General features: G+C 60.2%; 9 protein-coding genes. 2 read left to right on the plus strand and 7 right to left on the minus strand.

All coding sequences use genetic code 11. From position 1 onward, the window contains the following. Window positions 1-84 precede the first annotated feature (84 nt). Together F8N80_RS04990 and F8N80_RS04995 are read right to left on the minus strand one after the other, a co-directional pair. Window positions 85-1,014: a 1-aminocyclopropane-1-carboxylate deaminase/D-cysteine desulfhydrase gene (locus F8N80_RS04990; protein ID WP_150783394.1), complete on the minus strand. Its 930-nt coding sequence runs from the start codon at window positions 1,012-1,014 to the stop codon at window positions 85-87. Window positions 1,015-1,202: 188 nt separating this feature from the next. After that, window positions 1,203-3,242, minus strand: coding sequence for an NADPH-dependent 2,4-dienoyl-CoA reductase (locus F8N80_RS04995; RefSeq protein ID WP_150783340.1), 2,040 nt, complete (start codon window positions 3,240-3,242; stop codon window positions 1,203-1,205). Between the two features lie 210 nt (window positions 3,243-3,452). Between F8N80_RS04995 and F8N80_RS05000 the strand changes: the two genes are divergently transcribed. Together F8N80_RS05000 and F8N80_RS05005 are read left to right on the plus strand one after the other, a co-directional pair. After that, on the plus strand, window positions 3,453-4,583 hold the full coding sequence (locus F8N80_RS05000) for a carbon-nitrogen hydrolase family protein (protein ID WP_150783341.1): 1,131 nt from the start codon (window positions 3,453-3,455) through the stop codon (window positions 4,581-4,583). A gap of 3 nt (window positions 4,584-4,586) precedes the next feature. Then, complete coding sequence (locus F8N80_RS05005) at window positions 4,587-5,627, plus strand: AraC family transcriptional regulator (RefSeq protein ID WP_150783342.1); 1,041 nt, start codon at window positions 4,587-4,589, stop codon at window positions 5,625-5,627. Window positions 5,628-5,977: 350 nt separating this feature from the next. Here the strand turns inward: F8N80_RS05005 and F8N80_RS05015 are convergent, their stop codons facing one another. The 5 genes from F8N80_RS05015 to clpX all read right to left on the minus strand — a co-directional run bounded on the left by F8N80_RS05015 (window position 5,978) and on the right by clpX (window position 13,446). Beyond that, complete coding sequence (locus F8N80_RS05015) at window positions 5,978-6,838, minus strand: DUF2242 domain-containing protein (RefSeq protein WP_150783344.1); 861 nt, start codon at window positions 6,836-6,838, stop codon at window positions 5,978-5,980. Window positions 6,839-7,066: 228 nt separating this feature from the next. Beyond that, window positions 7,067-8,938, minus strand: a complete 1,872-nt coding sequence (locus F8N80_RS05020) for a SurA N-terminal domain-containing protein (RefSeq protein WP_150783345.1) — start codon at window positions 8,936-8,938, stop codon at window positions 7,067-7,069. A gap of 233 nt (window positions 8,939-9,171) precedes the next feature. Next, window positions 9,172-9,444, minus strand: a complete 273-nt coding sequence (locus tag F8N80_RS05025) for an HU family DNA-binding protein (RefSeq protein ID WP_002552737.1) — start codon at window positions 9,442-9,444, stop codon at window positions 9,172-9,174. A 146-nt stretch (window positions 9,445-9,590) separates the two neighbouring features. Further along, window positions 9,591-11,987, minus strand: a complete 2,397-nt coding sequence (gene lon / locus F8N80_RS05030) for an endopeptidase La (protein ID WP_150749056.1) — start codon at window positions 11,985-11,987, stop codon at window positions 9,591-9,593. A 175-nt stretch (window positions 11,988-12,162) separates the two neighbouring features. Further along, entirely contained in the window at window positions 12,163-13,446 is a 1,284-nt protein-coding gene (clpX, locus tag F8N80_RS05035; protein WP_150749057.1) for an ATP-dependent Clp protease ATP-binding subunit ClpX, read from the minus strand. Window positions 13,447-13,533: the final 87 nt, after the last annotated feature.

Consider the following 13,533-nt stretch of genomic DNA (forward strand, 5'->3'; position numbering starts at 1 on the left):
AAGGCGGTATGTCAGTCACGTGATTGTTGCCTGACACACCGCCTTCGCGGGCAAGCCTCGCTCCTACAGGGATTGCGGTGTCTATCAGTGCTGTGGCGTGAACCCCCGGCGGCCCTGCAAGCCGCCGGTGTGGATGAAGATCAGGCGCGTACCCCGGGCAAATCTGCCCGCCTCGACTTGCTGCTTGAGCGCCAGCAGCGCTTTACCGGTGTACAACGGTTCGAGGGGAATGCCACTGGCCAGTTCGGTCCGCTCGATGAATTCGAGTAACAGTGGATCGACTTTGGCAAAGCCGCCACGGCAGGCGTCGATCAGTTCATACGCAGGGTCGTCGACCCAACCCGCTTCCTGCACAATCCGCTCGACCTGCTGCGCCACGCCATGATCGTCGGGCACCGCCAAGGCGCCGTACACCGGATGCTCACCCGCCTCGGCCAGCACCAGGCCGGCCAGGGTCGTGCCGGTACCGCAGGCCAGCCACCAGCCGTCGTAGTCGCTCCAGCCCAGACCGTTCAACTGCTCGCTGACCATGGTTTTCAGCTGCATGCAGCCCTTGGCTCCCGGCAAACCGCCGCCACCTTCCGGCACCGGCTGCAGATCCGGATACTGTGCCTGCCACGGCTGCCAGAAACCGGGTTCGTGCCGCCCGCGATAACCGCCATAACCCAACCAGTGCAACGGCATGCCGAACGCCTGCAGATCCTGCACCGTGGGGGTGTCTTGGGGATGACCGCGCAGCAGACCGACCGTGGGGAAACCGAAGCGTTTGCCGGCGGCGGCCAGGGCATGCAGGTGATTGGAGTGGGCCCCCCCGAGGCTGATGATGCCCTTGGCCCCGGCCAGGTCTGCGGCTTTGAGGTGTTCGATGAGTTTGAACCACTTGTTGCCGCTGATCAGCGGGTCGATCTGGTCCAGGCGCAGGATGGCGACTTCGATGCCTGATCGGCTTAGCCAATCAAGATGAAGAGGTTCGAGGGGAGCTTCGGGTTGCCAGTGGGCAGGAGAAGAAAGCATCGGCGCCTGATTGTGCGTGGAAAGAGCCAGCATTCTAGTCGCTCATAGGCCGCCTTCGCGAGCAAGCTCGCTCCCACAGGGGATTTGTGAACGGCACGGATCCAGTGTCCCACACTGGATCCATGTAACGCCGCAGATCAAATGTGTGGGCTTGCCCGCGAAGGCCATTGGCACGCTTGACCTGCGAACTACAACTGCGCAGCCAACCGCGACCCCTGATTGATCGCCCGCTTCGCATCCAGCTCCGCCGCCACATCCGCGCCGCCGATCAAATGCACGTTCTGCCCCGCCGCCACCAGACCGTCATGCAATTCACGCAGCGGATCCTGACCGGCGCAGATCACGATGTTATCCACCGGCAACACTTGCGGCTCGCCGGTTTCGCCGATGCGGATGTGCAAGCCTTGGTCATCGATCTTCAGGTACTCGACGCTGTTGAGCATCTGCACCTGTTTGTTCTTCAGCCCCGTGCGGTGAATCCAGCCAGTGGTCTTGCCCAGCCCGTCGCCGACCTTGGATTTCTTGCGTTGCAGCAGGAACACATCACGGGCCGGTGCATGGGGCTCGGCCTTGATGCCGGCCACGCCGCCCCGGGCTGCAAGGTGCGTATCGATGCCCCACTCCTTCCAGAACGCTTCACGGTCCTGGCTGGTGGCCACGCCCTGGTGAACCAGGAACTCCGACACGTCGAAACCGATCCCCCCCGCGCCGATCACTGCGACACGCTTGCCCACCGGTTTGCGCTCGAGGATCACGTCCAGGTAGCTCAGCACCTTGGCGTTCTCCACGCCAGGAATCGCCGGGGTTCTCGGGGCGATGCCGGTGGCGAGGATGATCTCGTCGTAACCGCCTGCCAGCAACTGCGCCACATCGACCCGGGTGTTCAGACAAACCTCGACGTTGGTGGTCTGCAGCTTGCGATTGAAATAGCGCAGGGTTTCAAAGAACTCTTCCTTTCCCGGCACACGCTTGGCAATGTTGAACTGGCCACCGATTTCACTGGCCGAATCAAACAGCGTCACCTGATGGCCACGCTCGGCGGCCACGGTCGCCGCGGACAGACCGGCGGGGCCGGCACCGACCACGGCGATTTTCTTGATCTGCTGCACCGGCAGGTAATTGAGTTCGGTCTCATGGCAGGCCCGCGGGTTCACCAGGCAGCTGGTCAACTTGCCGCCGAAGGTGTGATCGAGGCAGGCCTGGTTGCAACCGATGCAGGTGTTGATTTCATCGCCACGGCCAGCCGCGGCCTTGTTGACGAAGTCCGGGTCGGCGAGGAATGGCCGCGCCATGGAGACCATGTCGGCATCGCCTTCAGCCAGGATCTGCTCGGCGACTTCCGGGGTGTTGATGCGGTTGGTGGTGATCAGCGGAATCTTCACCGAACCGCGCAGCTTGGCCGTGACTTTACTGAAGGCACCGCGCGGTACTTTGGTGGCGATGGTCGGAATCCGCGCTTCGTGCCAGCCGATGCCGGTGTTGATGATCGTCGCACCGGCCTGCTCGATGGCCTTGGCCAACTGCACGATTTCTTCCCAGGTGCTGCCGCCCTCGACCAGGTCGAGCATCGACAGGCGGAAGATAATGATGAAGTTCGGGCCGACCGCTTCGCGCACCCGACGCACGATCTCTACCGGCAGGCGCATGCGGTTTTCGTAGCTGCCGCCCCAACGGTCGGTGCGGTGGTTGGTGTGAGCGGCGAGGAACTGGTTAATGAAGTAACCTTCGGAGCCCATGATCTCGACACCGTCGTACTCGGCCTTTTGCGCCAGGGTCGAACAGCTGACGAAATCACTGATCTGTTTCTCGATGCCCTCCTCATCCAGCTCTTTGGGCTTGAACGGGTTGATCGGCGCCTGGATCGCACTCGGCGCGACCTGTTTCGGGCTATAGGCATATCGACCGGCGTGGAGGATCTGCATGCAGATCTTGCCGCCCGCCTCGTGCACCGCGCGGGTCACGATCCGGTGTTTGAGCGCTTCTTCCTCGGTGGTCAGCCTGGCCGCGCCGGAATACACCCCGCCCTCCTCGTTCGGGCCAATACCGCCTGTGACCATCAGGCCCACGCCGCCCCGGGCACGCTCGGCGAAGTACGCGGCCATGCGCTCGAAACCGCCGGGCTTCTCCTCAAGACCGGTGTGCATCGAGCCCATCAGGGTGCGGTTGCGCAACGTGGTAAAACCCAGGTCCAGCGGGGCCAACAGGTGCGGGTAATGAGCGGCGGCCATCGGTAACTCCACAACGAGCGATCACGGAAAAAGTGTGGGTGCTCTATGGCACCCCTCTGTCATGTGCCACAGACTATGAGCACTCCACCGGTCGCTCAATGACCGTAACTGACAACTTATTGATCCAAATGCGCAGCGCCCCTTGGCAAGCACCGGCATGGGCCCTACCCTAGTCAGCGAATCCTGCACACGGCTGTTGACTGTTTTCCCATGCGCAAACTTCTGTACCTGACCTTCTCCATGGCATTGATTGCCGCCCTGACCACCTACGCCATGTGGGCCGCGGATCGTCCGGTGGGTCACTACCTCTCGGACCTGCGTATCGATCTCGCCGTCGATCAGGGCACGCCTGCCGATCGCGGCAACCTGCTGGGCATCCAGCCCGAACTGTTTCCCACCGACTACCAAAGCTCCGAGCGTTTGCACCGCAAGCTCGCGGCCTATTTGCAGAAGGCTCGGGACCAGGACCTGTTGAATGAAAAAACCATCGTCGTGCTGCCGGAACACATCGGCACCTGGCTGATGGTCAGCGGCGAGAAAGATGAGCTGTACCAGGCCACCACCCTCAAGGAAGCCATGAACTGGCTGGCGGCGAGCAATCCCTTGAAGTTCATCCGCGCCCTGATCGGTGCCACAGGCGACAGTCGCCTGGACGACGCTCACCTGCGGATGAAAGCCAAAGGCATGGCCAAGGACTACCAGGCCTTGTTCGGTGGCCTGGCCAAAGAATTTCACGTGACCCTGGTGGCCGGCTCCATCGTGTTACCCGAACCCAGCATCATCGAGGGCAGGCTGAAAATCGGCGGCGGTGCGTTGTATAACAGCAGCGTGGTATTCGGCCGTGACGGTCTGCCGATCGGCCAGCCCCAGCGCCAGATGCACCCGGTGTTCGATGAACATGAGGTCATCGCGGCCAATGGCGAGCAGAAGCTCAGTGTCGTCGATACCCCGGTCGGGCGCCTGGGGGTGCTGATCGGCAGCGACAGCTGGTACCCGGACAACTACCGCAAGCTTGACGATCAGGGCGCGAAGTTCGTCGCGGTGCCGGCCTTCGTGACCGGGCACGGCACCTGGGACAAGCCGTGGCGCGGCTACAAAGGCTTGTCGACGCCCGGCTCCGTCAGCATCAAGCCCGGGGAACTCAGCGAAGGCCAGGCCTGGCATCACTTGACGCTGACCGCTCAACCGCCCGGCAGTCAGGCGATCGCCGGTATGAGCGTGTTCCTGCGCGGTCAGTTCTGGGATCAGGGCAGCGCCGGGCAGAGCTTTCTCAGCAGCAACGGCCAGCATTTCGCCGATGGCAACGCCCGTGGCGCGCGCCTGCTGAACCTCTGGTTATAACGCATGAAACCCTTGCCGATGCGCCTGGGCGATCTGTCGGTGGGCTTTGTGCATAGCCTGGCCGACGCCGTGCACAGCCACGGTGCAGACCCTCTGCCACTGCTCGAGCAATACGGCCTCGACGCGGCTCGCCTGGGCGAAGCGGGCGCCCGGCTCTCGATCCCGCGCTATATGCGCCTGGGCCACAGCGCCATTCAGCTGACCGGCGAAGCGGCACTGGGTTTGCGCATGGGCCAGCTCAGTCGCCTGAGCCAGGCCGGCCTGGCCGGAGTGACCGCCGCCCAGGCGCCGACGGTGCGCGAAGCGGCGCGCTGCCTGATTCGTTTCGAGGCCTTGTACGGCTCCAACTATCGCGGCCAGTCAAGCTTTCACGAGGACGCCCAGGGCGCCTGGCTGCGGTTCTATTCCATCAGCCCTTACAACGCCTACAACCGCTTCGTGGTGGATTCGATCATCGCCGGCTGGTTGCAGCAACTGTCCAGCGTCAGCCCTGCCCCGCTGCGCGCCGAACGCATCGAGATCGAGTTCCAGGCGCCGGATTACCGGGAGGCGTATGCCGTGCTGGGCGACTGTCCGATCCAGTTCGGTGCCGAACACAATCAACTGCGCCTGAGCCTGGCCAGCCTGGCCCAGCGCAATCCGCTGCACTGCCCGAGCACCTGGCGCCACTTGCTGCAACTGTGCGAACGGGAACTGGAGCAATTGACACGCACCCGCAGCCTGCGTGAACGCATCACTCAGTTGCTGGGGCCATTGCTCAATGGTGGCCGGGAACCCGACCTGGAAGAAGTGGCGGCACGCCTGAAGCTGCCGACCTGGACCTTGCGCCGCAAACTGGCCGAGGAAGGCACGCAATTTCGCGCGATCCTCAACGACACGCGCCGCGACCTGGCCATGACCTATATCCGCGACACCGAACTGGCATTCGGAGAAATCGCCTACCTGCTGGGCTTTGCCTCAGCCGAAGCCTTTCAACGGGCCTTCAAGCGCTGGAATGGCCAGACCCCCGGCGAATTTCGCCGCAGCCATCGCCAATCCGCCTGACACCTACAGTTCGGTAGCGTCTTCGGCGGGTTCCAGCGGGTCGAGTTCGAACGCCTGATACTCGAGCAGTTCTTCTTGATAATCGTCCATTTTGATTCCCCCACGGTTCGTTTGAAAAAATGCCTGAATAAGCGACCTGCGCCTTGAGCATAAAGTGCCCGTGTGAAAGAAAAATGACGCAGGCAAGACGCTACGCGGCTACTTGATAAAACGTAGCAGTAGATCAGGAATTTATCACAGGATTTTTTCGATACTGGCCACAGAACGGTGACCGGAGTTGACGCGGATCAAGGATGAAGGTGTTCCGGGATCGCCGCCGTGTGGCCCGATCCCGGAACGTCAGCCCCCGATTACCGGGCAGTGACCGGCATGGCCGGAATCGGCTCGGTCGGTGGCGGCAGGCTGGAGTCCGCCGGCGGGGTGACCGTTTCGGTGGAGGTGGCCGGCTCGCTGTTCTCGGCCGGGGTGATCGGAGCTGTTTCAGGCGGCGGTGCCACCGGCTCCGAGACCGCCGGTGCCGGTGCCGGTTGCTGCACGGGCTCCTGGGCCGGAGCGGGAGCAGGCGCTGCCGCCGGTGCAGGCGTCGCTGCAGGCGTCGGCGCGAATTGAGCCGGTGCGGCCTTGGCTTCAGGCACGCCCAGGTCGGTCTTCGGCTTTTCCTTGATGTGCGCGGCTTTTTTCGCTTCCGGCGGCAGGAACAGCTCGACCAGGGCGAAGAAACGCTCGTAGAACTTGGCCGAGGAGACGGTTTCGCTGGCGACCTTGACCATCGAGTCGTCGGACGAGCCGATCGGCATCGATACCGAGCCCAACACACCCACGCCGAGGCTGGCGGAGTTGTTGGTCTTCTTCAGAGCATAGCGGTCCTGCAGGGCGTTGGCGAACATGGTTGCATGATGCCCCTCGGTGCCGTCATCGGCGCAGACCACACTGAAGCTGATCTCCATGTGGGTATCGCCGGTCTGCTGGAAGCTCTTGTGGCCACTGATCAGTTTCGGATCGCTGCTGGTGATGATGTAGCCCTGGCTGAGTAGCGCCCGACGGGCGGCCTCGCAGGTCTGCGCATCGGTCACCGGGTAATTGCGGGAAAAGGTACCGGAGTCGTCGAAGTTCTCATGCTCGTAGATGGCGGCCTTTTCCGACGAGCAGCCGGCAACGGCGGCCAATACCAGAGCCAGCCCGACGATCTGCATGGGAATTGATTTAGACATTGAACATCCTGAAGAAACGGTCCGGGGCGTATTGTGCAACAGATCGATGCTTAGGGTGGCACCGATTAGTGTCTTAAAACAGATACACGACTACTGACCGTTTATAAACAGGAAAGTCCCCCTGCAGGAGCTGTCGAGCGAAGCGAGGCTGCGATCTTTTGATCCTGCCAACAAAAAACCCCGGCCTTTTGGGCCGGGGTCTTGTGTCGCGCAAACCTCAATCAGGCATCAGAACCGCTCGATGTCCGCTTCGGCTTCCAGCTGCTTGCGGTAAGCCGAAAAGTCTTGCTGACCAATGCGCGAGGCGAGGAAGCGACGGTATTGAGCCTTCTCTTCATCGGTCGGCGCCGCCGCTTCGTTCACGCCGTTCAGACGCACGATCACCAGGCTGCCATCGGCCAGGGTCACGCTGTTGAAGGTCGGTTTGTCCTTCGCGGCGGGTTTAGGCATGCGGAATAGCGCTTGCAGCACAGTCGGGTCGATCCCTTCCTGAGCGCGAGTGGCTGCGTCGGTGACTTTCCAGTCCTGACCATCGATGGCCTGGTCCAGCGGGGTCTTGCCGTCGCGCAGGCTGGCGATCAACTCATCGGCCCTGGTCTTGGCGGCAGCACTGGCGTGCTCCCTGGCCAATTGCCCACGAATCGCGGCAGACACGCTCTCGAGCGGCAGTTGCGCAGGCTTGAGGTGCTCCTTGGCGCGCAGCACGATCACGGTTTCCGGATCGAGCTCGATGGCAGTGCTGTTGGCACCCTCATCCAGCACTTCAGGACTGAATGCAGCGGTGATCACGGCACGGTTGGCCGCCACACCTTCGCCGCCATCACGGCCGAACGGCTTGGAGGTGTGCACGGTCAGCTTCAAGTCTTGCGCCGGCTGGGCCAGGTCGGAGGATTCGAACGCCGAGTCTTCCAGTTGCTTGGTGGCTTCGACGAAACGCTGTTCGACCTGCTGGGTTTTCAGCTCGCGGGTCAGCTTGTCTTTCAGGCTGGCGAAGGTTGGCACTTGCGGCGCTTCGACGCCCAGCAACTTGATCAGGTGGAAACCGAAGTCGGTGCGAACCGGCTCCGAAACCTGATCCTTGGCCAACGCATACAGCGCTGTTTCAAAGGCTGGATCGTAGACACCAGGACCTGCGAAGCCAAGGTCACCGCCGGTATTGGCCGAACCCGGGTCCTGGGAGAATTCCTTGGCCAGTGCCTCGAATGCCTCGCCCTTGGCCAGACGTGCCTGGACCTCTTCGATCTTCGCCTTGGCTTGCGCCTCGGTCACCTTGTCGTTCACTTCGATCAGAATATGCGCGGCCCGACGCTGTTCGGACAGGTTCGCGGTTTCTTTCTGATACGCCGATTGCAGGTCTTCGTCCTTGACGCTGACCTGATCAAAGAAGGACGACTTCTTCAATTCGAGGTAATCGATGACCACCTGGTCCGGCGTCATGAATTCCTTGGCGTGTTCGTCGTAGTAGGCCTTGACCTCCTCGTCGGTCAGCTTCACAGCTGCCGGGTCGACCTTGACGTTCAGGGAAGCGAAATCGCGGGTCTGTTTTTCCAGACGGGCGAAGGCCAGCACCTGTGCGTCGGTGACGAAACCGCTGCCTGCCAGACCGGCGCGCAGCTGACCGATCAGCATTTCCTGAGCCAGCATCTGGCGGAATTGCAGGCGGCTGTAGCCGAGTTGACGAATGACCTGGTCGAAACGCTCGGCGCTGAACGTGCCGTCCACCTGGAATTCAGGCGTTTGCAGGATCACCTGGTCCAAGGCTGCTTCGGAAAAAGCGAAGTCGGATTTTTCTGCGCCCTGGAGCAGCAGTTTGCGATCGATCAAGCCTTTGAGGGCCGAATCGCGCAACATTTTTTCGTCGAGCAAGGAAGCATCGAAGTCCTTGCCCAGCTGTTGCATGAGTTGACGGCGTTGCATATCGACCGCCTGGCTCAGCTCGTTTTGAGTGATTTTTTCACCATTGACCTTGGCCGCGTTCTGGCTGTTGGTCGTGGCCTGGAAAATGGCCTCGACACCGGTGAACGCCATCAGTACAACGATGACCCCGATAATGGTCTTGGCAATCCAGCCTTGTGAATTGTCCCTGATATTCTGCAGCATGCGTCCCCCAGAAACGGTTGAACTTCAAAATTAGGCAACCGTGGAGCGTGGGTAGAGTCCGGATAGAAGAAAGGCGCATCCGAGGATGCGCCTTCTCGTAACTGGCGGAGCGGATCGAGGGCTCGAACGTGCGACCCTCGGTGTCTCGGCACGGCGACTCGCCGACTGGACTACCGCTCCGCTGCCAGGTCAGGCATGACCCCGACCCGGATAGGCAAAAACCTGAATCGAACTTAGTTGACAGCTTCTTTCAGTGCTTTGCCGGCTTTGAAACCTGGTTTTTTGGCGGCTGCGATTTCCAGCGTCTTACCGGTCTGTGGGTTACGACCAATGCGAGCTGGACGATCGGTGACGGAGAACGTACCGAAACCCACCAGAACAACAGAGTCGCCAGCCTTGAGAGCGCCAGTGACGGATTCGATTACAGCGTCCAGCGCACGGCCAGCAGCAGCTTTCGGGATATCAGCGGATGCAGCGATAGCATCAATCAGTTCCGACTTGTTCACTCTAAGTCCCCTTATATCTATTTGAGTATGATTCTAAGTTTTTGGTGAAAGCAAAAAACGAGTGCTGAATGGCCTGCAGACACTGAAGAGCCGCTTTATAACAAGGGCTCTAAAAAGCGTCAACAAGCCCCCCAGGCAAATGCGTACTAATGCGTGCTAATTCTTTCCTTAGAGTCAGACTCGCGTTTTTCATCCTTTGCAACTATCTCCGGAGCCACATCAGGCAAGGGCTCCGGCGCGTATTGCAGCGCAATTTGCAGGACCTCGTCAATCCATTTAACCGGTTTAATCTGAAGATCTGCTTTGATATTGTCCGGAATTTCCTTCAGATCGCGTACGTTCTCTTCAGGAATGATCACCGTCTTGATTCCGCCACGGTGAGCCGCGAGCAGTTTTTCTTTCAGGCCGCCAATCGCCAACACCTGGCCACGCAGGGTGATTTCACCGGTCATGGCGACGTCCGCACGTACCGGAATGCCGGTTAATGCCGAGACCAGGGCCGTGCACATGCCTACACCGGCGCTAGGGCCATCCTTCGGGGTCGCCCCTTCCGGCATATGGATGTGCGTGTCGCGCTTCTCGTGGAAGTCCAGGGGAATCCCCAGGCTCTTCGCGCGGCTGCGGACCACGGTCAAGGCAGCGGTGATCGATTCGACCATCACGTCACCCAGGGAACCGGTCTTGATCAGTTGGCCCTTGCCGGGAACGACAGCGGCTTCGATGGTCAGCAATTCGCCGCCCACCTGAGTCCACGCCAGGCCGGTGACCTGACCGATCTGATCCTGGGATTCGGCCAGGCCGTAGCGGAATTTACGCACGCCCAGGAAATGTTCGAGCATGTCGGCAGTGACTTTCACCGAGAAGCGTTTTTCCAGCGCGTGCTCTTTGACCGCCTTGCGGCAAACCTTGGCAATCTGGCGTTCCAGCCCGCGGACACCGGCTTCGCGGGTGTAGTAGCGGATGATGTCGCGGATCGCTTCGGCGTCGAATTCCAGCTCGCCTTTCTTCAAGCCGTTGGCCGTGATCTGCTTCGGCGAAAGGTATTTGACGGCGATGTTGATCTTCTCGTCTTCGGTGTAGCCCGGCAGACGAATCACTTCCATCCGGTCCAGCAGCGCCGGCGGAATGTTCATGGAGTTGGAGGTGCACAGGAACATCACATCGGACAGGTCGTAGTCGACTTCCAGATAGTGATCGTTGAAGTTGTGGTTCTGCTCGGGATCGAGCACTTCCAGCAACGCCGAGGCCGGATCGCCACGCATGTCGCTGCCCATCTTGTCGATTTCATCGAGCAGGAACAGCGGGTTGCGCACCCCCACTTTCGTCATCTTTTGAATCAATCTTCCTGGCATCGAACCGATGTAAGTACGGCGATGACCACGAATTTCCGCTTCATCGCGTACACCGCCGAGGGCCATGCGCACGAACTTGCGGTTGGTGGCGTGGGCGATCGACTCCGCCAGCGAGGTTTTACCCACGCCAGGAGGACCGACCAGGCACAACACCGGGCCGCGAATCTTCTTCACGCGCTTTTGCACGGCGAGGTATTCGAGGATCCGCTCTTTGACTTCTTCCAGACCGTAATGGTCGGCGTCGAGAATGTCTTCGGCGCGGGCCAGGTCCAGACGCACCTTGCTCTGGGCCTTCCACGGCACCTGGACCAGCCAGTCGATGTACGAACGTACCACGGTCGCTTCCGCGGACATTGGCGACATTTGTTTCAGCTTGTTCAGTTCAGCCTGGGCCTTGGCCAGGGCATCTTTGGGCAGACCGGCGGCATCGATGCGCTTTTTCAGCTCCTCGACTTCGTTGTGGCCTTCGTCGCTGTCGCCGAGCTCTTTCTGAATAGCCTTCATCTGCTCATTCAGGTAGTACTCGCGCTGGCTGCGCTCCATTTGTTTCTTGACGCGACCGCGAATGCGTTTTTCGACTTGCAGCAGATCGATTTCGGCATCCAGCAACGCCAGGACGTGCTCGACCCGGGCCGACAAATCGATGATTTCGAGGATTTCCTGCTTCTGCTCGATCTTCAGGGCCATGTGCGCGGCCATGGTGTCGACCAGGCGGCCTGGCTCGTCGATACTGTTGAGCGACGACAGGACTTCAGCGGGGACTTTCTTGCCCAGCTGTACATATTGTTCGAATTGAGCCAGCAGGCTGCGGACAAACACTTCCGACTCGCGCTCGGGCGCGTCGGTTTCGTCGATCAGCGAGACTTCGGCGCGGCAGTGGCCGTCCACTTCGCTGAAGCGCTCCACGGCGCCCCGCTGCTCACCTTCGACCAGGACCTTGACCGTGCCATCAGGCAGCTTGAGCAGCTGCAGAACGGTCGCAATCGTACCTACGCGATAGAGTGCATCTTCACCGGGATCGTCGTCAGCAGGGTTTCTCTGAGCCAGCAGAAGGATCTGCTTGTCGCCGGTCATCGCTGCCTCGAGGGCTTCGATGGATTTCTCGCGCCCCACGAACAGCGGGATAACCATGTGCGGATAAACCACAACATCACGCAATGGCAGGAGAGGCAATTCGATGGTCGTCTTCATGATTTCGCCTCTACGGCGGCCGTAAGGCCGTAAACAGATGGAAGTAAGCTTGAAACCAAGATGGGGGCTCGTCTGGAAAAAAACAAGCGGATAAAAGCGCGGCTTAAAAGATTGCGGCCTAGCCACAATAGCAAAGGGGCCCGAAGGCCCCTTCTTTGTTCCAGCGGCGTGACGCTTAGGCGTCTGGCACTGCCTTGGCAGCCGGCTCACTGTTTTCGTAGATATACAGTGGCTTGGACTTGCCTTCTATAACGCTTTCGTCGATCACGACTTTACTCACCTCGGACTGCGAGGGGATTTCGTACATGGTGTCGAGCAATACACCTTCGAGGATCGAACGCAGGCCACGGGCACCGGTCTTGCGTTCCAGGGCACGTTTGGCGACCGATTTCAGCGCGTCGGCCCGGAATTCCAGGTCCACGCCTTCCATCTCGAACAGCTTGGCATACTGCTTGGTCAGCGCATTTTTTGGCTCGGTGAGAATCTGCATCAAGGCAGCTTCATCAAGCTCGTCCAGGGTGGCCAGGACCGGCAGACGACCGACGAACTCCGGGATCAGACCGAACTTGACCAGATCATCAGGTTCGACTTCACGCAGGGATTCACCGACTTTCTTGCCTTCTTCCTTGCTGCGCACTTCCGCGTTGAAACCGATGCCGCCCTTGGTGGAACGGTTTTGAATGACCTTTTCCAGACCGGAGAACGCACCACCGCAGATGAACAGGATGTTACGGGTGTCGACCTGAAGGAATTCCTGCTGCGGATGCTTGCGACCACCTTGAGGCGGAACGGAAGCGACCGTGCCTTCGATCAACTTGAGCAGGGCCTGCTGCACGCCTTCACCGGAAACGTCCCGGGTGATCGACGGGTTGTCAGACTTGCGCGAGATCTTGTCGATCTCATCGATGTAGACAATGCCCATCTGGGCTTTTTCCACGTCGTAATCGCACTTCTGCAGCAGCTTCTGAATGATGTTCTCGACGTCTTCACCCACATAACCCGCCTCGGTGAGGGTGGTTGCGTCGGCGATGGTGAACGGAACGTTCAGCAAGCGGGCCAGTGTTTCGGCAAGCAGGGTTTTACCCGAGCCTGTCGGGCCGATCAGCAAGATGTTGCTTTTGCCGAGTTCGACGTCGTCATTCTTCTTGTCGCGCTGGTTCAGGCGCTTGTAGTGGTTGTACACCGCTACGGCCAGAACCTTTTTCGCACGTTCCTGACCAATCACGTACTGATCAAGGATGCCGCTGATTTCTTTAGGCGAAGGCAATTTATGCGCGCTGCTCTCGGCCTGGGCTTCCTGCACCTCCTCGCGGATGATGTCATTGCACAGGTCGACGCACTCGTCGCAAATGAAGACCGAGGGACCGGCAATCAATTTGCGCACTTCATGCTGGCTTTTGCCGCAGAAGGAGCAATAAAGCAATTTGCCGTTGTCCTCGCCGTTGCGGGTGTCAGTCATTCGTTCGATCCAAATCCGATAGGCTTGCAACACAAGATGAAGGCTATTGCGGGCTTTTTCAAGCCCGCTGGCGGTCAGACAAGCCGA

The sequence above is a fragment of the Pseudomonas fluorescens genome, assembly GCF_902497995.1.
Taxonomy (GTDB): domain Bacteria; phylum Pseudomonadota; class Gammaproteobacteria; order Pseudomonadales; family Pseudomonadaceae; genus Aquipseudomonas; species Aquipseudomonas fluorescens_BK.

What these genes read in the sequence shown, in the direction of transcription:
- F8N80_RS04990 (WP_150783394.1), bottom strand. Translation starts at nt 1,014, where the DNA reads ATGCTTTCTTCTCCTGCCCACTGGCAACCCGAAGCTCCCCTCGAACCT.
- F8N80_RS04995 (WP_150783340.1), bottom strand. Translation starts at nt 3,242, where the DNA reads ATGGCCGCCGCTCATTACCCGCACCTGTTGGCCCCGCTGGACCTGGGT.
- F8N80_RS05000 (WP_150783341.1), top strand. Translation starts at nt 3,453, where the DNA reads ATGCGCAAACTTCTGTACCTGACCTTCTCCATGGCATTGATTGCCGCC.
- F8N80_RS05005 (WP_150783342.1), top strand. Translation starts at nt 4,587, where the DNA reads ATGAAACCCTTGCCGATGCGCCTGGGCGATCTGTCGGTGGGCTTTGTG.
- F8N80_RS05015 (WP_150783344.1), bottom strand. Translation starts at nt 6,838, where the DNA reads ATGTCTAAATCAATTCCCATGCAGATCGTCGGGCTGGCTCTGGTATTG.
- F8N80_RS05020 (WP_150783345.1), bottom strand. Translation starts at nt 8,938, where the DNA reads ATGCTGCAGAATATCAGGGACAATTCACAAGGCTGGATTGCCAAGACC.
- lon (WP_150749056.1), bottom strand. Translation starts at nt 11,987, where the DNA reads ATGAAGACGACCATCGAATTGCCTCTCCTGCCATTGCGTGATGTTGTG.
- clpX (WP_150749057.1), bottom strand. Translation starts at nt 13,446, where the DNA reads ATGACTGACACCCGCAACGGCGAGGACAACGGCAAATTGCTTTATTGC.